A 20171-nucleotide genomic window follows, 5' to 3' on the forward strand; every position below is an offset into this window, starting at 1 on the left:
ACGCCGCGAAGGACGGGCGGAACGCCGGCCTGACCGTGGAGCTCGGCGGCTCGGCCCTCCAGCCGGAGGCCGAGCTCGGCGGCACCACCGAACTCACCGACGCCACCACCAAGGCGCTGGAGGACGCCGCGAAGGACGGGCGGAACGCCGGCCTGACCGTGGAGCTCGGCGGCTCGGCCCTCCAGCCGGAGGCCGAGCTCGGCGGCACCACCGAACTCATCGGCGTCGCCGCGGCCGCGGTCGTCCTGCTCATCACCTTCGGGTCGCTCGCCGCGGCGGGCCTCCCGCTGCTCACCGCGATCGTCGGCATAGGCGTCGGCGTGGCCTCGATCGTCGCCATCGGGATGTCCACGACGACCACCACGCTCGCCCTGATGCTGGGGCTCGCGGTCGGCATCGACTACCTTGGGGGCGTGCGTCCCAGGCCGTGGCCGCCCGGTCAGAGGTCACCCGGCAGGCTCTCAGTCGGCGGAGGAGGCGAACTCCTCCTGCACGGCGGGCGCCGGACGGGCCGCGGGAGCTTCACCGGCCCGTGTCCCGTCCTTGCCGTTCCGGTCCCGCCATGCCTGGATCCGGGTCACGGCCGGCTGGGTCCAGCGGGCGGTGAGCGGTCCGACGATGACGAGAATGAGGACGTACGCGGTGGCGATGGGCCCGATACGGGGCTCGGTCGCCACGGCCAGGCCGGCGATGACGATGGAGAACTCGCCGCGTGCGACGAGCGTTCCGCCGGCCCGCCACCGCCCGCGCGAACCGATCCCGGCCCGCCGGGCCGCGTACCACCCGGTGCCGATCTTGGTGAGGACGGTGACGACGGCCAGCAGCGCCGCCGGAACCAGTACCGGCGGAATCTCGGCCGGATCGGTGGAGAGTCCGAAGAACACGAAGAAGACGGCGGCGAACAGATCCCGCAGCGGCGTCAGCAGCTTGCGCGCTCCCTCGGCGACCTCGCCCGAGAGCGCGATACCGACCAGGAACGCCCCGACGGCCGCGGAGACCTGCAACTCCTGTGCCACGCCGGCCACCAGGACGGTCAGTCCGAGCACGACCAGGAGCAGCATCTCCGGATTGTCGGAGGACACGGCCCGGCTGATCAGCCGCCCGTGCCGCAGCGCCAGATAGAGCACGAACCCGACGGTGCCGAGCGCGATGAGCAGGGCGATGCTGCCCCCGGCGAAGCCCACGCCCGCGAGCATCGCGGTGAGCAGCGGCAGATAGACGGCCATCGACAGGTCCTCGATGACCAGAACACCGAGGATGACGGGCGTCTCCCGGTTCCCCAGCCGCCCCAGATCGGTGAGCACCTTCGCGATGACCCCGGACGACGAGATCCAGGTGACACCGGCCAGTGCGACGGCTCCGACGGGCCCCCACCCGAGCAGCAGCGCCGCCACCGCCCCCGGGGTCGCGTTGAGCACGAAGTCCACGGCGCCGGACGGATACTGCGTCTTGAGGCTCGTCACCAGCTCCGAGGCGCTGTACTCGAGACCGAGCAGGAGCAGCAGCAGAATGACGCCGATCTCGGCGCCGACGGCGGTGAATTCCTCACTGGCTCCGAGCGGCAGCAGCCCGCCCTCCCCGAAGGCGAGCCCCGCCAGCAGATAGAGCGGGATCGGCGAGAGCCCTATTCGCCCGGCGAACCGTCCGATGATTCCGAGGCCCAGGATGACGGAGCCGAGCTCCACCAGCAGCGCGGTCGTGTCGTGCACGGTCAGCCCTCCGCAATGATCTCGGAGAGCGCGTCGACGCCCTCACGCGTACCCACGACAACGAGGGTGTCCCCGATGGCCAGCCGGAAATCCGGCCCGGGCGACGGGTGCGCACTGTGCGTCCGCAGCACGGCCACGATCGAGGCCCCCGTCCGCGTCCGCGCCCGGGTGTCCCCGAGCAGCCGCCCGCCGTACGGAGAGCGCGTCCCGAGCGGTATGTGCTCGGTGACGAGATCGATGCCCTCGGTCCGTACCGCGTCGATCGGCGCGGCGTCGATGAGGTGCGCGAGACCGGTGGCCTCCTGCGGTGTCAGGGGTACCGAGAGCCGGCACGAATCAGGATCGTCCTGGTCGTAGAAGCCGATGAACCGCCGCCCGTCGTGGTGGACGACGACGGAAATGTGCTGTCCCGACTCGGTCGTGTAGTCGTACTGCACACCGACTCCGGGCAGCGTGGTGCGGTGGGTTCCCATGGCTTCCTCCCGAGAGGTACGGCGGTTCATTGACGTACTTGGCGATCTCTTTAGCTGCGCATTACCTTATCCGGAGGCTCCCGCCACCTCCGGCGTACGGGCTCGGGGCGGGGCCCACGGCTAAGACCGACCGGCAGTGGGCGGTCTAAACTCACCCGGGCCGGTGTGTGACCGAGGCCGCCTTCCGGGCGACCGCAGCAACCGGCGGAAGGGCCGAGAATGTCGCGCAGCCGAGAGCTCAAGTTCCGGGTGGTCACGTCGTTCCAGCGGCATGTCGTCAACCCGCTCGCCAGACAGTCGCGGTCGCAGACCCTCCTGGAGACGACGGGCCGCGCCTCCGGCCTCCCGCGCCGCACCCCGGTCGGCGGCAGCCGCGTCGGCCAGGAGTTCTGGCTGGTCTCGGAGTACGGCGAGAAGTCGCAGTACGTGCGCAACATCCAGGCCGACCCCCGGGTCCGGGTCCGCATCAAGGGCCAGTGGCACACCGGCACCGCCCACCCCCTCCCCGAGGACGACGCCCGCGCCCGGCTCAAGAGGCTGCCCCGCTACAACAGCGCCGTGGTGCGGGCCCTGGGCACGAACCTGCTGACGGTGCGGGTGGATCTGGCGGACTGACGCCGGGCTCCACCGGTCCGGACGTGCGCGTGCCCGGCCGGTGCGGTGCCGGCCGGGCACGGGCGGGGTGCGGCCGGGTCAGCCGGTGATCTCGATCTTCCCGTTGACGGATGCGGCGGGGGCGGCGTCGGGTGCCCGGTCGGACAGATCGGCCGAAGCCGTGGCAGCCGCACCGCCCTTGAGGTTCTTCAGCAGGGCTGCCAGGTCGACTCCCGTGGTGGAGCTCAGGAGTTCCATGCCCTGGGCGACGTTGTCCGCGACCGTGCGCGACAACTGGCTCGCGCCGTCCGTGGAGATGACGGTCATCTTGTCGATGGCGCTCAGCGGCTCGGCCGCCTTGGCGACGACCTGCGGCAGCACCTCGACCAGCATCTGGAGCACGGCCGCGTCGCCGTACTGCGCGAACGCGTCCGCCTTCTTCTGCATGGCCTCGGCCTCGGCCGCGCCCTTTGCCGCGATGGCCGCGGCTTCCGCCTCGCCCTCGATGCGTACGGCGTCGGCGAGGGCAGAGCGGTGCAGCTTCTCGCCCTGACCGGTCAGCCGGGAGCGCTCGGCATCCGCCTCGGCCTCCTTGACCTGGGCGATCCGGCGGGCCTCGGCCTCCTGCTCGGCCTGGTAGCGGGCGGCGTCGGCGGGCTTGCGGACCTTGGTGTCGAGTTCGCGGTCGGTCAGTGCGGCCTGGCGCTGGGCGACCTTCTCCTGCTCCGCGAGGACTTCCTGCTGGCGGGCCGCCTCGGCGAGCGGGCCCGCCGCATTGGCCTTGGCCGCGGCGGCTTCCGTCTCGGCCTTGATCTCGGCCTGCTTGAGGTAGAAGGTCCGCTCGGCGATCGCGATCTCCTCGGCGGCCTTGAGCCGGGCCTGCTCGGAGGCGCGCTTGGCGATCGCCTCTGCGATGTCCGCCTCCTGCTTGGCGCGGGCGGCCTCGGGGCGGCCGAGGTCTTCGAGGTAGGAGCCCTCGGTGGTGATGTCCTGGATCTGGAAGGCGTCCAGGATCAGGCCCTGACCGGAGAGGCTGGCCTCGGCCTCCTCCGCGACCTGGCCGGCGAACGCGGCACGGTCACGGATGATGTCCTCGACCGACATCCGGCCCACGATGGCGCGCAGTGCGCCGGAGAGCACCTCCTGGGTGAAGCCGACGATGCCGTCCTGCTGCTGCAGGAATCGCTGTGCCGCGGCCCGGATCGCTTCCTCGCTGCCGCCGACCTTGACGATCGCGACGCCTTCGAGGTTGGACTTCACACCGCGCAGGGTGACGGCTCCGCGCACGGCCACCGGGATGTGCCGGCTGGACAGGTCCAGGGTGAACTTCTGCTGGACGAACGGGACGACGAAGACTCCGCCGCCGACGACGACCTTCTGGCCGCTGTTGTCGATGCTGGTGCGGCCGGTCACCGGGTCGGTCGACTTCTTGCCGCGGCGTCCCGTGATGATGAACGCCTCGCTGGGCCCGGCGACCTTGTAGCGGGTGATGACGACGAGGGCGAGCAGTACCAGGAGTACGACGACTCCTATGACTGCGGTCACGACTGGGCTCATAAGGGTGTCCCCCCTGCCTCCCTGCGGGGACGGCAGCTTGATTTCGGGCGGTGTATCGGCTCGGGCGGTGGTCAGCGCTCGACGGGGCGGACCGCGACCGAGGTGGTCGACAGTGCGGCCTCCACCCAGATCTCGGTGCCGCGTTCGACCGGCACCGGGCTCTTCGCCGCCAACTTCACTGTCTGACCGGCACGTTGCAGCAGGACCTCGCCGTAACCGTCGGCCGGGATGGCCGTGACGACCGACCCGGACGTGCCGACGAGATCGTCGCCGCGCGGTGTGACGCTGGTCTGGTCCCGCATCAGGGCCCGGCTGAACTTCCAGGTCAGCCAGGCCGCGACGACCCCGGCCAGCACTCCGGCGGCGGTTGCGATGAACGTACCGGCGTCGGTGGTGCCGAGCACGATCGCACCGCCGAAGCCGAGCATCGAGAGGAATCCGGCGATGACCGGGAGGGACAGCAGGCCGTCGAAGAGGCCGTCCAGTACGCCTCCGAAGAGACCTTCGAGGATGCCGTCGAAGATCAGGGACAGGGCGAGCAGAACGATTCCCGCAATGCCGAGACCGAGAAACAAGGTCACGTGATCACCCTCCCCGATCTCCGGAATCCCCCGAACATGACTCCCCCGAACATTTCCGTCGAACTGGCTGGATGATCCCATACACACCCGGCAACGGATACTGCCGGGTTCCGGCAATCTTTTACGCGTCTTTGATGCCGGACAGGTGTTCGGTCAGTGTGTCCAGTGACTGGAACGTGGCTCCGAGCAGGGCGACATGCTTCCAGCGCAGTACGCCGTCCGGCCCGATGAGGAAGACCGCGCGGCGCACCCCGATCCCGGGCGCCGCGACGCCGTACGCCCGGGCGATCTCCCGTCCGGTGTCCGCGAGCAGCGGCATCCGCAGCCCGTGGGCGCGGGCGAACGACTCATGGCTGTCCACACCCTGTGGACTGATTCCCCAGACCTCCGCGTCGAGCTCGCCGAAGGTCTCCATGCCCGAGGAGTACGAGCAGAGCTGCCTGGTGCACACGGCCGTGTTGTCTCCCGGGTAGAACGCGAGGACCACGGCACGGCCGCGTGCGGCGGAGAGGGTGTAGTCGCGGCGCTCGAACGTCTCACCGGTCAGCGCACCGCCCGGCAGTGTGAAGTCCTGGACGGTACTGCCGAGTTGTGGTGACGATCCCATGTCGATTCCTCCGTGGTCCGGTGCTGCGGAAGTCTTCCGGCTCGTGTTCGTACAGCATGCTCGTTACGGGTCCGGCTCCCGCACCAGGAGGCACGCATGACAGAACCGTCGTCCGCCGTCCGCCCGTCCGCGGCCGTGTTACTGCTGCACGGCGGCGCGGAGACGGGCCTGGGCCCGCCCCCGCCCGGCCCGCTCAACCTGCCCGCCGTGCGGATGCGCCCGTTCGCGCGGGCCATCGCAGCGGCGACGGGCGACGGCGAGGCGGACGTTCTCGTACACACCGCCCGCTACACCCACCGCGGCTGGAACGGCCCCCGCGAGGACCCCTTCCACGACGTCCTGGCCGCCCTCGACACCCTGCGCCGCGAGGCCGGCGAGATCCCGGTGGTCCTGGTCGGCCACTCGATGGGCGCCCGCGCCGCCCTCCGCGCCGCCGGTCATCCGCTGGTACGCGGGGTGGTCGGCCTCGCCCCGTGGTGTCCGGCCGACGATCCGGTCACCCAACTCGGCGGCCGCGATGTCGTCCTGCTGCACAGCACCCGCGACCGCATCACGAACCCCCGGGCATCCCAGTCCTTCACCGGCCGCGCCCGCCGCGCCGGTGCCCACACCTGTCTGGTCGCGATCCGGCGCAGCGACCACGCGATGCTCCGGCGCGCCCGGACCTGGCACGCGCTGACGACACTGATCGCCACCGGCCTGCTGGGCCTGGCCCCGCTCCCCGAGTCGGTCGCGACCGCACTCCGGCTCCCGTCGGACGCTCCGGCGACGCACGGAACCCTCGACCTCGACCGGCTGGACCTCGGCCGGACTACGCCCGGACCGGGCGCGGCTCCGGGCCGTCCATCGGGAATCGGTAGACCGTCGACTCCCTCGCCCGGAAGCCCAGACGCTCGTACAGCCGGTTCGCGGCGGCGCGGTCCGGCCGGGAGGTGAGGTCGACGGTCCGCGCACCCGCCTCCCGGGCCAGCGTCAGCGCCTCCTGTGTCAGCAGGGCCGCGATCCCCTGCCCGCGCGCTTCGGTGTCGACCACGACGTCTTCGATACGGGCCCGCAGCCCGGTCGGCACGGGAAGCAGAAGCAGAGTCAGTGTTCCGACGACGCCGCCCGCGGCACGAGCGACGAGCACCGTGTTCGTCTCGCACCGCACCAGCCGGTCGACCGCCTCGTGATCCAGTGGCCGGGCGGTCGAGGACAGTTGGGGCAACAGCCGGGCGAAGGCGGCCACGATCTCCGGAGTCGCTTCCTGGACGATCTCTACGTCGACGCTCATGACGCGGAGCCTATAGCGGGCGGTGGGGGAGGTGTCGTGGTGCAGGGGCGGGGGAACGGGCGCACCCTGGTAGGGAGGTGATCGTCATGACGAAGACGACTGTCGGGTGGCATGTGGACATGGAATTCGAGGAGGACTCCCACCGCACCCGTGCGGCCGCCCTGGTGCGGCTTCCGGACGGGAACGAGGTGCGGGCCCATGGATATGCGAGCCGTCACCCCTCCGACAAGGAACAGCCGAGGGTCGGCGAGGAGATCGCGGGAGCCAGAGCACTCAATGAGCTGGCGATGAAGATGCTGACGAAGGCGCACGACGAGATCGACGAGGCGTCCGGCCGGACATCGCACCCGCTCACCTGAGGCCCCCGCCTGCGAGCCGCCGCACCCCGGGGGCGTAGTGGCCCAGGAACATGTCGACGCCGCTCGTGATCAGACGGTCCGTGATGGCGTCGTCGATGGCTGTTCCGTACGAGCTGAAGACCATGTGAGGGAAGACCAGTAGCGCGTACAGCTGAATGATCGCCGTTTCGAGGTCGGGGATGTCCAGCCGGCCCCGTTCCGCGAGGCTGCGCAGGGCGTCGGCCACGGCCGGATGGTGACCCGCGGGGCCGTGGTGCTGCCACGCCCCGGCGAGTTCCGGGAAGCGGTGGAGTTCGGCGGCCACGAGGTTGCGCAGGGCGATGACGTCGGCGTTGCCGCGTACGGCGGACACCCAGGCACGGGCCGTGTCGAGGAAGGCCGTGCGGAGATCGGCGGCGCCGGGGAGATCGGCGAGCGCCTGGGTGGACGGGCCGCCGAGGGGCTCGTCGAGTGCGCCCGTGATGACGGCGGTGAACAGCGCCTCCTTGCTGCCGAAGTGGTTGTAGACGGTCACTTTCGACACGCCTGCCTCGGCGGCGATGACGTCCATGCCGACGCCGAAACCCTCACGCAGGAAGGCCTCGCGGGCGGCCTTGACGATGGCCTGCCGCTTGGCCTCGGCGCGGGGACCGGCTGGCGTCGGTTTCGCGTTCATGGGGAGATGCTAACAGCGACCTGAACTGAACAGTTGAGTTCATATGAACTGAGCCGTACAGTTCAGTTCATGACTCACGACGCCCTGCATCCGGCCCATCCGGCCCATCCTGCCGACCGTGCTCACGACCATCCACCCGCTGATCCACGGCGGTGGATGATGCTCGCGCTCATCTGTGTCGCGCAGTTCATGCTTGTGCTCGATGTGACCGTCGTGAACGTCGCGCTGCCCGACATGGCCGTCGGCCTGGACCTCGGCCGTACCGCGCTGACCTGGGTCGTCGCCGCGTACACGCTGTGCTTCGCAGGACTGATGCTGCTCGGCGGGCGGCTCGCGGACGTGCTGGGGGCCCGGCGCACCCTGCTCGCCGGGCTGGTCGTCTTCACCGCCGCCTCGCTGGTCTGCGGGCTGGCCGGCAGCGGGGCGACGCTGATCGGGGGACGTATCGCCCAGGGTGTGGGGGCGGCGCTGCTGTCGCCCGCGGCGCTGTCGCTCGTCACCACGTCGTTCCACGGCAAGGAACGCAACAAGGCGCTGGGCGTGTGGGCCGCGATCGGCGGCACCGGATCGGCGATCGGCGTGCTGGCCGGGGGCGCGCTGACGAGCGGGCCCGGGTGGCAGTGGGTGTTCTACGTCAATGTGCCGGTCGGGATCGCGCTGCTGGCGGCGGCGCCGGCGTTCGTCCCCCCGAGGTCGGAGCGGCCCTCGACCGGGCGGCTGGACGTGGCCGGGGCACTTCTCGCAACGGCCGGTACCGGATCGCTGATCTACGGGCTGGTCACGGCGGGGGGCTCCGGCTGGGGTGCGGCCGGGACACTGGTTCCGGTCGTGGGCGCGGTGGCGTTGTACGCGGCGTTCGCGGCGGTCGAACGGGTGGCGCGGGAGCCGCTGATGGACCTGCGGATGTTCACCCGGCGGCCGGTTCTCGCGGGGGCGTTCCTGATGCTGTTCGCCACCGCGTTGCTGATTGCGTTCTTCTTCCTCGGGTCGGTCTTCCTGCAGCATGGGCGCGGGTTCGGACCGATGCGCACCGGGCTGGTGTTCCTGCCGGTGGCCGTGGCGGTCGGGATCGGTGCGCACATCGGGTCCCGGCTGGTCGGGACGGTCGGCAGCCGGGCTACGGCGGTGGGCGCAATGGTGATCGCGGCCGGGGGCTGTCTGCCGCTGACCCGGGTGGGTGCGGACAGCAGTGTGTACGGGGGGCTGCTGCCCGGTCTCGCGGTGGCCGCGTTCGGGCTCGGGGCGGTCTTCGTCACGGCCACGGCCACCGCGCTGGGGATGGTCGCGCATGAGGAGGCGGGGCTGGCCTCGGGGGTCGTCAACACGTTCCACGAGGTGGGCGGGTCGATCGGGGTGGCGGTCGTGTCCACGGTGGCCGCGGCGGGCATCGAGGGGGCGGCGGGCTCGGTGAGCGGGTTCGCGGACGCGTTCACGGTGTGCGCGGCGGCGGCAGCGGCGTGCTCGGTCGTCGCCGGGCTGCTGGTGCCCCGCGGGAAGCCGGAGGGGGCCGGGGGGCCGCACGTGCACTGAGAGCCTGTCGGGTGACCTCCGATCGGATAGCGGACGCGATCTGGTGCGTGCGATTCCAAGGCGGAGGAGGGAGTCGACGCGAAGGGGGTCCCCCCATGCCTTCAGCTATGGGGGAGTCGGTGACTGACGACAACGCGGGAAGCGTGCGCGCCAGGGCGTGGCCGCCCGGTCGGAGGTCACCCGACAGGCTCTGAGGGGGAAGTCCCGGCCCGGCCGGCCGATGAGGACGTGACGGGCCCGGCTGCGGATGCGCGGTGGAGCGGGGACATGGACCGCCCCCGCGCCACCTCCTGATCCGGGCAGCCGCCGGAAGGGACAACAGGTCAGCCCAGCTCCAGGCTGGTGATGCCGAACAGTCCGGTGTGGTCGACGTCCGGCGTCGGGCCCGTGTACATCCGGGCGGTCTCGAACGACGGGGTGAGGCCCAGCTGTTCCGCGAGGTGCACGGCGGCCGGGTTGATGTCGGGTACGTCGATCGCCACCGGGGTGCCGGGGTCGGTGGCCGCGAGCGCGCCGACCAGGGCGCCCGCCACCTCGGGCGACTGCGCGTACACGGGGCCGATGCGGGACGACGTGCGGCAGGGGCGCATCACGGCGAGGCCCCGCAGCTCCCCGTCGCGGACGGCGGCGAGCGAGGTGCGTGCGGGCCCGGCGATCCACGGTGCGAGGAAGCTGTCGCGGTCGGCGGGGAAGAAGCGGCGGTCGTAGGAGGCCAGTTGGCCGAAGGGGAGGGTGCGGGCATCGACGAGAGCGGTGCCGGGCGGGGTGGTCGGGGCGGTGGGGGGCAGACCCTCGTAACGCATGTTCGTCCATACGGACCGGAAGCCGGATTTACGGTAGTTGGGCTGCTGGGCCACCACGCCGTCCAGCCCGACGTTGCGCCCGTCCAGCCGTGCCATGCCGGCCCGCCACAGCTGGATGCCGTAGCCCCGGCCGCGCAGTTCGGGACGGGTGAGGTAGAAGCCGAGGAACCCGAAGCCGGGGCCGTAGCGGACCACGGAGACGCAGGAGACCGGTTCGCCGTCGAGCCGGCCGACCAGGAAGCCGCACGGGTCGGCGGCGAAGAAGGCGTGGCGGTCGGTCAGGCCGGGATTCCAGCCCTCCGCGTGGGCCCATTCGGTCAGCATCGTGAGGTCGTCGGCGCTTGCGGTGGTGATCTCGAAGTTCGGCACGGGGCACCTGTACCCCGCGGGCGATCGGTTCAACTGTGGTTCTTCCGTCACCACCGGGGTGAGGGTTGCGTCCTCAAGCGCCGGACGGGGCCTGCCCGGCGTACCGGCGCGGGTCACACGAACAGGAACGCGCCCGCCGTCGTGGCCCCCAGCGATGCCCCGGCGACGGTCTGCGCCACCGAGTGGTACCCGAGCGCGACACGCGACCAGCACACGGCGACCGTCATCGCGTACGCGAGCAGCCACCACGGCGAGTGGACCGGGGCGAGCAGTGCGACGACGGCCGAGGCGACCGCGGCGTCCACCGAGATCTTCCAGACCGTGTTGACGGCCAGGAGGATCACCGTCATCGCCCAGAGGGCGAGCATCGCCACGAGGATGCCGGTGGGGGCGTGGCCGAGGACCATCACCACCGAACCGGCGCCTACGGAACCGAGGATGACGAAGAAGATCGGGGCCCGCTTGGCGCGGTCGACGACATGACGGTCGCCCCAGGTGCCGCGCCCGCGCTCCCATTCGATGTACCCGGCAGGAACGATCCCGGCACACAGGGCACCGAGGAACCCCCAGAACAGACCGGTCCAGTGACCGGCGGCGGCCAGGCCGATGCCGAGCATGCCGACCAGCAGGACGTTGCGTGGCTGGAAGACATCGGTGACGGTGCGCGCGACGCCGGTGCCCGGCGATGCGGGGGTGTCGGTGGTGTCGGTGGGGGTCATGTTGTCTCCTCCAGGGAGGGTGTGCGGGCCGGCTCGGTGGCGTCGCCGGATGCTGCGGACATGGCGTGGTCCAGCACCCGCTGCGCCCGGTCCTGTGCGACCGTCCGGTACGCGGCGGCCACCGGTGGGGGAACGGCGGCGGGCGGTTGCGGCGGGGGTTCGGCTCCGAGGACCCGGGTGATCAGCGAGGTGTCGAAGACCGGCAGCAGTCGCCCGAGCTGCTCCGGGTCGAGGGAGGTGCCGTGGTCGAACCACTCGTGGCACAGTTCGTGCAGGATGACGTGCTGGGTCCGGTACGCGGTCGGGCGGCGCCGGTAGAGCACAAAGCTGGTCCCACCGGTCTTCAGCCGCAGACCGCAGGCGGCGTTGACGCGGGCCAGCCGGTCGGGCATCTCGTGCAGCACGATGGTGCGGCCACGGGCCGCCTCCATGTTCGCCACCAGTGCGTCGATGGAGAAGGGGGCGGGGATGGGCAGGTCGGCCAGCCCGGCCTCGCACTCCTTCCGCAGTTCGCGCAGGGACATGGAGACCTACTTCTCCGGCTCGCCGTGGGCGCCGCCGGCGCCACGCCGGCCCCTGGCGCCCTCCAGCAGGGAGAGCGCGAACTGCAGCAGCTCCGGCGGGAGACCGTCCTCGTCGAGGCCGCGCCCGGCCAGTCCGCTTATCTCCCCTGTACGCCGCTTCGCGAGAAACTGCAGACCGGCGACGACATCATCGACGACCTCGGACTCCTCCTTGAAGAACCGCCAGTCCACGCCGAAGCCCAGACCGAGCGCCTTGAGGATGTCCTCGGACGGCTGGGTGACCTTTCCGGCGAGGATGTTGGAGAAGTAGCTGTGCGAGAGGGACCCGCCGCGCTCCTTGACCAGGTCGGCGAAGACCCGCCCCGAGATCTTCTGACCGGGGAACGTCTTCTCGACCATGTACTCGACCTTCTGCTGCAACGTCCGCAGCTCCGGCGCGCGTTCCTCGCCGCTGTCCATCCGGCCCCCACGTATCCGCCCCGTCCGACCGGTGCCGCACGGTCTTCGATTTCGGTCAACGGGCTCGTACTGTAACCAACCCTGACGTGGCGTCCTCGGTGTGGGAGGCGGTAAGGGACGCTGTACGGGAGCGGGCTTGCGCAAACACTCTACGTCACTGTTAACTCGAAAAAACACGGGTAGGGGACCACGAGGGGAGTCTCCTGCCCGTGAAGTCGTCGGCGGACAGAAGGGGCATGGTCCGCATATGGGTGTAGCCCTCCACGACGGGGGATGCGTGAAGGGCTACACGTACATTATGACTGCTGGTCAGGTCGCCATCAACTGACCGACCGGTCAGTGGGCGTTGGGGGTGCGGGCCGCGGCGCCGGACCCGCGCCGTACCGGACCTGTGTCGTACCGGATCAACCGGACGATGCGGGGCGCGTCTGCGGGGTGCGGCTGTGGGGAGCCGACCGGTTGCACGGTTCGAGGCAGCTAATTTCCCCGCCCGGACCAGGGAAATCTGTCGCGGCTATGATAGAAGCGATGGCTCGCACAATGAGATTTTCTCTTTCGGTCAACGAAGTCAGCGATACGCGGCAGGTGCAAATGCCCACAGGAACCCCTCCGCACGCCACCGACCGGCTCGATGACGACGACTACCCCGCCTACACCATGGGCCGCGCCGCGGAGATGATCGGCGCAACGCCCGCTTTCCTCCGGGCGATCGGTGAGGCCCGCCTGATCACCCCTCTGCGGTCCGAGGGCGGCCACCGTCGCTACTCCCGCTACCAGCTGCGAATCGCGGCCAGGGCCCGTGAACTCGTCGACGGCGGCACACCGATCGAGGCGGCCTGCCGCATCGTGATCCTGGAGGACCAGCTCGAAGAGGCCCTGCGGCTCAACGCGGAACTGCGCCGGCCCGCGACGGAATCCGGCGGGGCGGCGGGCACCTGAGGAGGCGGACCCGGGCGTGCGCCCCGTTTCGTGGCGCCGGGGGCAGGGGAACGCGGCACCGACGACGGGTGAATATCTACTGCCGTCGACGCAGGATTCCATGCAATGTGCGACAAGGGTTTATGGCGTATCCGGTGGAGTGTAATTACTCGCCGCGCCCGGATGCTTCCGCCGTGCTACTGTGGAAGCAGTTGCAGTTGTGGTTCCCGAAGACTTCAAGTGCTCTCTTCGACTTAATGTGTCGATGAGCGTGCTTTTGTATTTTCCGGTGCTTTGTTCCGGATGGGGTAATCATCGCGGCGACGCGGGATTCGCACAGTGCGAATCCCCGGGCACTGCCCCCAGAAGGAGATAAAAACATGGCTACTGGCACCGTCAAGTGGTTCAACGCGGAAAAGGGCTTTGGCTTCATCGAGCAGGACGGCGGCGGCGCCGACGTCTTCGCCCACTACTCGAACATCGCCTCCAGCGGCTTCCGTGAGCTGCAGGAAGGCCAGAAGGTGAACTTCGACGTCACGCAGGGCCAGAAGGGCCCGCAGGCGGAGAACATCACCCCCGCCTGATCCCGCTGCTCCGGCGCTGACGCGCTGTGACGCATTTGCGCAGCTGGGGCCCGCACCTTCGGGTGCGGGCCCCAGCTCGTTGTTTTTCCCGCGTCCGGTACGGCTCATTCTTCGCAGCCGGGCTCGGTACACGTATGTCAACGGCCCGTTCTTGCGATTCCTGCGCCGCTCGTCGCCCAGTGAATTCCTCGATACGCGCCATATCGAGGAAGGGTTCTGTATGAACCGCGATCGCACAGCTCGCTCGAACGACCGATACTCCCGCACCCGCTCCGGTGGCTCCACCGCTTCCGGCGGCGGGTTCCGTTCGCAGTCCCCGGGCCGCCAGGGCGGACAGGGCGGCGGCCGTTACGGCGCGCCCGACCGGCGCTCCGGCGGCTTCGGCCGCAGGCCCGCGGCCAAGCAGGGCGAGTTCGCGCTGCCGAAGACCATCACCCCGGCGCTGCCCGCCGCGGAGGCCTTCGCGGACCTGGACATGCCCGCGCCCCTGCTGGCGGCGCTCGCCGCCGAGGGCGTCACCACGCCGTTCCCGATCCAGGGGGCCACCCTGCCGAACTCCCTCGCGGGGCGCGATGTGCTGGGCCGCGGCCGGACGGGTTCCGGCAAGACGCTCGCCTTCGGCCTGGCCCTGCTGGCCCGTACCGCGGGTAACCGGGCCGACGCCCGACGCCCGCTGGCCCTCGTTCTCGTCCCCACCCGGGAGCTGGCCCAGCAGGTCACCGACGCGCTCACCCCGTACGCCCGCTCGCTCAAGCTGCGCATGGCCACCGTCGTCGGCGGCATGTCGATCGGCCGGCAGGCCAGTGCACTGCGCGGCGGGGCCGAGGTCGTCGTCGCCACACCCGGCCGGCTCAAGGACCTCATCGAGCGCGGCGACTGCCGGCTGGACCGGGTCGCCATCACCGTCCTCGACGAGGCCGACCAGATGGCCGACATGGGCTTCATGCCGCAGGTCACCGAACTGCTCGACCAGGTGCTGCCGGAGGGCCAGCGGATGCTGTTCTCGGCGACCCTGGACCGCAATGTCGACCTGCTGGTCCGCCGCTATCTGCACGACCCGGTGGTCCACTCGGTCGACCCGGCGGCCGGCGCCGTGACGACGATGGAGCACCACGTGCTCTACGTGCAGGGTGCCGACAAGTACGCCACCACGACCGAGATCGCGGCCCGCGACGGTCGGGTGATCATGTTCCTGGACACCAAGCACGCCGTGGACAAGCTCACCGACCATCTGCTCAACAGCGGGGTGCGGGCCGCCGCGCTGCACGGCGGCAAGTCCCAGCCGCAGCGCACCCGCACCCTGGCCCGGTTCAAGACCGGGCACGTCACGGTGCTGGTCGCCACGAACGTCGCGGCGCGCGGCATCCACATCGACAACCTCGACCTGGTCGTCAACGTCGACCCGCCGAGCGACCACAAGGACTACCTGCACCGCGGCGGACGCACCGCCCGCGCCGGTGAGTCCGGCAGCGTCGTCACGCTGGTGCTGCCGGGCCAGCGCCGTGAGATGACCCGTCTGATGGCCGACGCCGGGATCATCCCGAAGATCGCCCAGGTCCGCTCCGGCGAGGCCGAGCTGAGCCGGATCACCGGCGCGCAGACGCCTTCGGGGGTGCCCGTCACCATCACCGCACCGCTGACCGAGCGGCCCAGGAGCGGTGGCGCGCCGTCCCGGGGCCGGCGCAGCCGTCCCGTCCGGTCCGGGCAGTCGCGCCGCTCGGACCTGCCCACGTCGGAGGCGCGCGCCGCTGCCAAGCAGCGCCGTACCAACCGGGCGGCGTGATCCCGGGGGCTGCGACCCTCAGGCGATCATGAAGTCCCGTCCGGTCCGGGCAGTCGCGCCTTGCTCGGACCTGCCCACGTCGGAGGCGCGCGCCGCTGCCAAGCAGCGCCGTACCAACCGGGCGGCGTGATCCCGGGGGCTGCGGCCCTCAGGCGATCATGAAGTCCCGTACGGGCAGGGCGCGTTCGACGATCCTGATGTCGCCGAGCCAGCCGTGCATCAACTGGTCGAGCCTGCCTCCGTACTCGTAGGCGCCGAGCAGCCAGGGCAGGCCCAGGGTGGCGAGACCGGTGGTTCGGGTGGCGGGGTTGCGGGCGACTATGCAGCCGTCGACGTACATCGTCGTGTGCTTCGCGTCGTTGACGACCGCGACATGCCACCACCGCTCACGCAGCAGCTCATGGCTCCAGTTGGTGACGGCCCCCGGCTGGTTCAGCGGCGCCGCCGCCCACTGGAGCCCGGGGCCGTCCGACACGGAGAGGGTGGCGACGGGCTCCTCCGGGTCGCCGGAGGTCTTGCCGGCCGCCCCGAGCGTGCCGCGGCGGCCGAGCACGGCGCTCCAGGCGTTGCGTCCGGCGTCCCAGTCGGCGGGGAGGCGGAGGAAGGCCTCGATGGTGTAACCGGACCTGAACGTCTTGGTGTTGAGCGGTGCGTTGTTCTCCGTACGCAGATACGCGCCCCGCAGCGGCGGCTTCGAGCCGTCGAAGTAGAGGCTGCCGTGACCGGGCTGGTCGGGGTGGTGGGCGGTGGACCAGCGCAGCGCGTCGGAAGCACTGCCGGGGACGGCTTCGCGCACCAGGTCGTTGCGGTGCCCGGACAGGTCGGGGACGCGCAGGCCGGCGTCGGCGGCAAAACCGTCCTGGTGCGAAGGGGAGTCGAAGCGCCAGTAGGCGACGGTGCCGGGTATCAGTAGCTGCTTCGCCGGGCGGGGACCGCGCACGGGCACGGGCGCGAAGCCCGCGAAGCGCTTCTCGAAGTCGATGGGTACGGCGAAGCGGTCCTGCGGACCGGTCAGTTCGATCTCGCCGCGCTCCAGGTCGTTGAGCCTCTCGCCGGCGCGGCCGAGGATCCATGGGGAGATCGTCTCCACGTCGATGCTGTTCCTGGCCAGGTCGAAGCGGTAGAGGCGGATCATGGCGCTGCCGCCGTAGTAGCGGTTCTGGTAGTTGGTGATGTGCAGATGGACATCGTTGCCCGCGGTGTTCTTGACGGTGGTGCGCCCGGCGGGCCAGTAGTGGCCGTTGAGGGTGAGGAAGATCTGGTCGTGCCCGGCTATCAGCTCGTCCCACAGATGCTTTCCGTGGTCGGAGAGTTCGGCCTCGTCGCCGTCCGCGTCCGCGTACACCAGCTCGTGGGTGGTGAGGATGACCGGCGTGTGAGGGTGTTGGGCGATGACGTCCTTCGCCCAGGCGAGCCCGGCCGCCGACGGCCGCCAGTCGAGCGCCAGTACCAGCCATTCTCGGCCGGCGGCACGGAACAGGTGGTACGTGTTGTAGCCGTCCGGGGTCGCCCCGCCGAACGTCGGCAGGCGCCGCATCCGCTGCGGGCCGAAGGTGTCCAGGTACGGCGTGCGGCCGCGCTGGTCGTCGGTGGACGACTTGATGTCGTGGTTGCCCGCGACGACGCTGTAGCCGACCCGCCGCCGGTCGAGCAGCCCGAACGCCTCTCCGATCGCCGCGAATTCGCCTGCCTGGCCGCTCTCGGTGAGGTCGCCCAGATGGGACAGGAAGACGATGTTCTCGTCGCGCCCGTGATCGAGTACGTAACGCAACGACGCCTCGACGGGCGCCTTGTCGATGCTCGCCCCGTCGAAGAGGTACTGGGTGTCCGGCATGACGACGAGCGTGAACCTCGGGTTCTCGGGGTCGGGCCGCCAACCGGCCGTGACGGCACCGGTGTTCTGCTGGGGAAGCGCCGCGGCGGGCGTGGCGGACGCGAGCCCCGTGGCTGCGGTGGCGGCACCGGTGAGCGCGGTTGCCCGCAGGAACGTACGACGGCTCGCGCCGGGCAGAAGCGGTCCGTCGGGCTGGTGGAGGGGGCTGCACATGGATGTCTCCGCGGGGGACGAACGTCGGGGTGATCGTCTGCAAGCTAGCCGCGGGGCGGGGGAGGAACCGGTCCGTAGGGGCGACAGCCGGGCGAAGACTCCATGAATTGCACAGCGCCGGGCGCGCGGGACGGTGGGGGCGGCCTGTGGCCCCGGTCCACGGCCCCGCCCCGTCGCGCCCCGGCCTATCGTCCGCCCGCGACCCGTAGCACCGCCCCGGTCACGTACGACGCCTCGCCCGACAGCAGCCACGCGATGGCGGACGCGATCTCCGGGGCAGCTCCCGGGCGGCCGAGCGGGATGCCGGCCGCGGCCGCGGCCGCGCGGCCGGGGTCGCCCGCGGTGGCATGCATCTCGGTGTCGATCATGCCGGGGGCGACCGCGTTGACCCGGATTCCGTCGGGCCCCAGTTCCTTGGACAGCCCGATCGTCAGGGCGTCCGTCGCCGCCTTCGTGGCGGCGTAGTGGACGAAGTCCCCGGGGCTGCCGAGGGTGGCAGCGGCCGAGGAGACATTGACGATCGCGCCGGACCCACTGGCCGCCATGTCCTTCGCGGCCCGGCGGCAGCACAGCAGACAGCCCAGGAGATTCACGTCCAGGACCCGGCGCAGCGTCTCGGTGGAGGTGTCCACGAGACGGCCGAGAGGGCCTGTCACTCCCGCGTTGTTGACCAGCCCGGTGACGGGACCGAGCTGTGCGGCAGCCGTGTCGAAGAGCCGTTCCACATCGGCCTCCACGGCGGTGTCCACCCGCACCGTGACACAGCGCGCTCCCGCGGCCCGCACAGCCGCCGCGGTCCGCTCGGCGGCCTCGGCGTTGCTCACGAAGCCCAGGGCGAGGTCATGCCCTTCGGATGCCAGACGGACACAGGTCGCGGCACCGATCCCGCGGCTGCCGCCGGTGACGACGGTGACGGGGCGCGACGACGAAGTGGTGCTGCTGACTGCCACTGGAGGAACCTCGCGCTCTCTGGCCGTGCCGGTCACGTCGTTCTCGGATTGTACGGAGATCACTTCCCCCGGACGCCCTTTGGACCAAGGCCACGGGTGGATCAAGGCCCCCGGTCGGGTGAGGCCCGGGCCCCCGTGAGCATCCCGGGCGCCTGCTGTTGGAGTGGCGCCGGGCTGGCCGTTGGCGTGGTGTGCGGTCCGGGAGGGGCCGGGTGCCTAGGGTCGGCGGCTGACGGACCGCTGTCGGCGTGGAACGGGTTGAATCGCCCGGCGTCGGTGACGGCTCCTCCTCAACGGCGTTCCCCTGCCATCGCCTCGCATTGCGGTGGCAGGGGACGCCGACCGTCCCGACGACGGTCTGCGCCAAAACGGCTGCCTCGCGACCTCGGCCGATACCTACGACCACAGCGCCTCGGCGGCCGAGACACCGGCGAACGCCGCGCCCAGCCCCGCCACCACGCTCGCCACCACATTGGCCGCCGCGTAGAACTTCGCCCCGTCCTCGGCCAGCCGCAGCGTCTCGTAACTGAAGGTCGAGTACGTGGTGAGCGCCCCGCACAGTCCCGTACCGAGCAGCAGCTGCAGGTGGGAGGAGGCGGCGCCTGCCGCGACCGCGCCGGTCAGCAGGCCCAGGATCAGCGATCCGGTCACGTTCACCGCGAAGGTGCCCCACGGGAAGACGCTGTCGTGCCGGGACTGCACCGCCCGGTCGGTCAGATACCGCAGGGGTGCTCCGACCGCCGCACCGACGATCACCAGCAGCCAGTTCACCGGTTCCGCTCCCGGTCGTCGCCGTAGTGGACGACCTCGCAGCTGTCCAGGACGACCAGACCGCCGTCCGTGACCAGCTCTTCGACGAGCGGCAGGAACGCACGGATCCGCTCTTCCGCGTCCACGATCACGACCGCCACCGGCAGGTCCTCGCTCAGTGAGAGCAGCCGCTGGGTGTGGATCACCGACGAGGTGCCGAACCCCTCGATCCCGCGGAACACACTCGCGCCCGACAGCCCCGCCTTGTGCGCCCGGTGCACGATCTCCGTGTACACCGGCCTGTGGTGCCACCCGTCGGACTCGCCGACGAAGACCGTCAGGCGCAGTGCCCGTTCCGTGTTCGGCGTCGTCATGACTGCCTCCACGCCAGCACGCGGCGGGTTGCCCACACCGCACTCCACACCGCCGCAAGGGCCGCGCACAGTGTCAGTCCCAGATACGCCAGGCCGGTACGGGCCCGGCCGGCGTCGACGAGGCGCTCGATGTCCACCGCGTATGTGGAGAACGTGGTGAACCCGCCCAGCACCCCCGTACCGAAGAACGGCCGCACCAGCCGGTGCGCCGCCCACACCTCGCTGATCACCACCATGAACACGCCGATCACCGCGCAGCCGACGACATTCACGACCAGCGTCGTCCAGGGGAAGCCGCCGGGGGCGGTGGGCCAGATCAGCGCCGCCCCGTAGCGGGCGCACGCTCCGAGCGCACCGCCGAGCGCGACCACCGCGACGACGGAACCTTGGGGATTGCGGGCTCCCATGCGCACGTGTCTCCTGCCTGCTACACGCACCAGGCTATCGCCGCCGCCCCGAAGGAGCGTGTCGGGCCCGTCACCCGCCACTCAGTACCGAAAAGGGAGACCGCCCGGAAGCCGTCGGCTGACGGCGCCGGGCGGCGCGGCTCTCC

At 70.8% G+C, this 20171-nt stretch carries 22 protein-coding genes and 2 pseudogenes; 8 read left to right on the plus strand and 16 right to left on the minus strand.

The genetic code is table 11. The annotated features are described in order from the left end of the window. A pseudogene (locus ACIPEK_RS17005) lies at positions 1-404 on the plus strand (MMPL family transporter); the annotation flags it as partial. Between the two features lie 57 nt (positions 405-461). Here the strand turns inward: ACIPEK_RS17005 and ACIPEK_RS17010 are convergent. Both ACIPEK_RS17010 and ACIPEK_RS17015 read right to left on the minus strand, forming a co-directional pair. Beyond that, positions 462-1709, minus strand: coding sequence for a cation:proton antiporter (locus tag ACIPEK_RS17010; RefSeq protein ID WP_401996472.1), 1248 nt, complete (start codon positions 1707-1709; stop codon positions 462-464). A 2-nt stretch (positions 1710-1711) separates the two neighbouring features. Further along, complete coding sequence (locus tag ACIPEK_RS17015; protein WP_073789085.1) at positions 1712-2182, minus strand: cation:proton antiporter regulatory subunit; 471 nt, start codon at positions 2180-2182, stop codon at positions 1712-1714. 219 nt (positions 2183-2401) lie between these two features. On the opposite strand from ACIPEK_RS17015, the gene ACIPEK_RS17020 reads away from it, so the two are divergent. Beyond that, positions 2402-2797: a nitroreductase/quinone reductase family protein gene (locus ACIPEK_RS17020; RefSeq protein ID WP_401996475.1), complete on the plus strand. Its 396-nt coding sequence runs from the start codon at positions 2402-2404 to the stop codon at positions 2795-2797. Positions 2798-2875: 78 nt separating this feature from the next. On the opposite strand, the gene ACIPEK_RS17025 is transcribed toward ACIPEK_RS17020, so the two are convergent. The 3 genes from ACIPEK_RS17025 to ACIPEK_RS17035 all read right to left on the minus strand — a co-directional run bounded on the left by ACIPEK_RS17025 (position 2876) and on the right by ACIPEK_RS17035 (position 5521). Continuing rightward, complete coding sequence (locus tag ACIPEK_RS17025; RefSeq protein ID WP_401996478.1) at positions 2876-4333, minus strand: flotillin family protein; 1458 nt, start codon at positions 4331-4333, stop codon at positions 2876-2878. A 71-nt stretch (positions 4334-4404) separates the two neighbouring features. Further along, positions 4405-4914 (minus strand): hypothetical protein, encoded by a 510-nt coding sequence (locus tag ACIPEK_RS17030; protein ID WP_401996481.1) that lies wholly within the window; start codon positions 4912-4914, stop codon positions 4405-4407. A gap of 121 nt (positions 4915-5035) precedes the next feature. Beyond that, on the minus strand, positions 5036-5521 hold the full coding sequence (locus tag ACIPEK_RS17035; RefSeq protein ID WP_401996484.1) for a peroxiredoxin: 486 nt from the start codon (positions 5519-5521) through the stop codon (positions 5036-5038). A 96-nt stretch (positions 5522-5617) separates the two neighbouring features. Between ACIPEK_RS17035 and ACIPEK_RS17040 the strand changes: the two genes are divergently transcribed. Further along, a complete protein-coding gene (locus ACIPEK_RS17040) occupies positions 5618-6457 on the plus strand; it encodes an alpha/beta hydrolase (protein ID WP_401996487.1) in 840 nt (279 codons plus the stop codon). On the opposite strand, the pseudogene ACIPEK_RS17045 reads toward ACIPEK_RS17040, so the two are convergent. Then, positions 6363-6794: pseudogene (locus ACIPEK_RS17045) on the minus strand (GNAT family N-acetyltransferase); the annotation flags it as partial. The gene ACIPEK_RS17040 and the pseudogene ACIPEK_RS17045 overlap by 95 nt on opposite strands. A gap of 86 nt (positions 6795-6880) precedes the next feature. On the opposite strand from ACIPEK_RS17045, the gene ACIPEK_RS17050 reads away from it, so the two are divergent. Further along, positions 6881-7153 (plus strand): DUF1876 domain-containing protein, encoded by a 273-nt coding sequence (locus ACIPEK_RS17050; protein ID WP_327274261.1) that lies wholly within the window; start codon positions 6881-6883, stop codon positions 7151-7153. On the opposite strand, the gene ACIPEK_RS17055 is transcribed toward ACIPEK_RS17050, so the two are convergent. Continuing rightward, positions 7146-7808, minus strand: coding sequence for a TetR/AcrR family transcriptional regulator (locus tag ACIPEK_RS17055; protein ID WP_401996490.1), 663 nt, complete (start codon positions 7806-7808; stop codon positions 7146-7148). The genes ACIPEK_RS17050 and ACIPEK_RS17055 overlap by 8 nt on opposite strands. 69 nt (positions 7809-7877) lie before the next feature. Here ACIPEK_RS17055 and ACIPEK_RS17060 point away from each other — a divergent pair, with 69 nt between their 5' ends. Next, entirely contained in the window at positions 7878-9338 is a 1461-nt protein-coding gene (locus tag ACIPEK_RS17060; RefSeq protein WP_401996493.1) for an MFS transporter, read from the plus strand. Positions 9339-9661: 323 nt separating this feature from the next. Here ACIPEK_RS17060 and ACIPEK_RS17065 read toward each other — a convergent pair whose 3' ends face one another. The 4 genes from ACIPEK_RS17065 to ACIPEK_RS17080 all read right to left on the minus strand — a co-directional run bounded on the left by ACIPEK_RS17065 (position 9662) and on the right by ACIPEK_RS17080 (position 12212). Continuing rightward, a complete protein-coding gene (locus ACIPEK_RS17065) occupies positions 9662-10510 on the minus strand; it encodes a GNAT family N-acetyltransferase (RefSeq protein WP_401996496.1) in 849 nt (282 codons plus the stop codon). Positions 10511-10623: 113 nt separating this feature from the next. Next, entirely contained in the window at positions 10624-11229 is a 606-nt protein-coding gene (locus tag ACIPEK_RS17070) for a hypothetical protein (protein ID WP_401996499.1), read from the minus strand. Further along, entirely contained in the window at positions 11226-11753 is a 528-nt protein-coding gene (locus ACIPEK_RS17075; protein WP_401996502.1) for a toxin, read from the minus strand. The genes ACIPEK_RS17070 and ACIPEK_RS17075 overlap by 4 nt, the downstream gene beginning before the upstream one ends. A 6-nt stretch (positions 11754-11759) precedes the next feature. Beyond that, entirely contained in the window at positions 11760-12212 is a 453-nt protein-coding gene (locus tag ACIPEK_RS17080) for a hypothetical protein (RefSeq protein ID WP_401996505.1), read from the minus strand. 591 nt (positions 12213-12803) lie between these two features. Here ACIPEK_RS17080 and ACIPEK_RS17085 point away from each other — a divergent pair. The 3 genes from ACIPEK_RS17085 to ACIPEK_RS17095 all read left to right on the plus strand — a co-directional run bounded on the left by ACIPEK_RS17085 (position 12804) and on the right by ACIPEK_RS17095 (position 15497). Next, a complete protein-coding gene (locus ACIPEK_RS17085) occupies positions 12804-13151 on the plus strand; it encodes a MerR family transcriptional regulator (protein ID WP_382949584.1) in 348 nt (115 codons plus the stop codon). 359 nt (positions 13152-13510) lie between these two features. Beyond that, positions 13511-13714 carry a cold-shock protein gene (locus tag ACIPEK_RS17090; protein WP_073727988.1) on the plus strand — a complete coding sequence of 68 codons (204 nt, stop codon included), beginning with the start codon at positions 13511-13513 and terminating at the stop codon, positions 13712-13714. Positions 13715-13934: 220 nt separating this feature from the next. Further along, entirely contained in the window at positions 13935-15497 is a 1563-nt protein-coding gene (locus ACIPEK_RS17095) for a DEAD/DEAH box helicase (RefSeq protein ID WP_383069960.1), read from the plus strand. A 148-nt stretch (positions 15498-15645) separates the two neighbouring features. On the opposite strand, the gene ACIPEK_RS17100 is transcribed toward ACIPEK_RS17095, so the two are convergent. From ACIPEK_RS17100 to crcB (ACIPEK_RS17120), 5 genes are all read right to left on the minus strand, one after another. Next, positions 15646-17544 (minus strand): LamG-like jellyroll fold domain-containing protein, encoded by a 1899-nt coding sequence (locus ACIPEK_RS17100; RefSeq protein WP_401996510.1) that lies wholly within the window; start codon positions 17542-17544, stop codon positions 15646-15648. A 185-nt stretch (positions 17545-17729) separates the two neighbouring features. Further along, the gene (locus ACIPEK_RS17105) at positions 17730-18494 is read right to left on the minus strand and encodes an SDR family oxidoreductase (RefSeq protein ID WP_401996513.1); all 765 of its coding nucleotides are present in this window, start codon (positions 18492-18494) and stop codon (positions 17730-17732) included. Between the two features lie 396 nt (positions 18495-18890). Next, entirely contained in the window at positions 18891-19265 is a 375-nt protein-coding gene (gene crcB / locus ACIPEK_RS17110) for a fluoride efflux transporter CrcB (RefSeq protein ID WP_401996516.1), read from the minus strand. After that, entirely contained in the window at positions 19262-19618 is a 357-nt protein-coding gene (locus ACIPEK_RS17115) for a DUF190 domain-containing protein (protein ID WP_401996518.1), read from the minus strand. Before ACIPEK_RS17115 ends, crcB (ACIPEK_RS17110) begins: the two co-directional genes overlap by 4 nt. Then, positions 19615-20025 carry a fluoride efflux transporter CrcB gene (crcB, locus tag ACIPEK_RS17120; protein ID WP_383069953.1) on the minus strand — a complete coding sequence of 137 codons (411 nt, stop codon included), beginning with the start codon at positions 20023-20025 and terminating at the stop codon, positions 19615-19617. Before crcB (ACIPEK_RS17120) ends, ACIPEK_RS17115 begins: the two co-directional genes overlap by 4 nt. Between the last annotated feature and the right edge of the window lie 146 nt (positions 20026-20171).

Origin of the sequence: Streptomyces sp. NPDC088246 (genome assembly GCF_044741025.1) — a bacterium.
GTDB lineage: Bacteria > Actinomycetota > Actinomycetes > Streptomycetales > Streptomycetaceae > Streptomyces.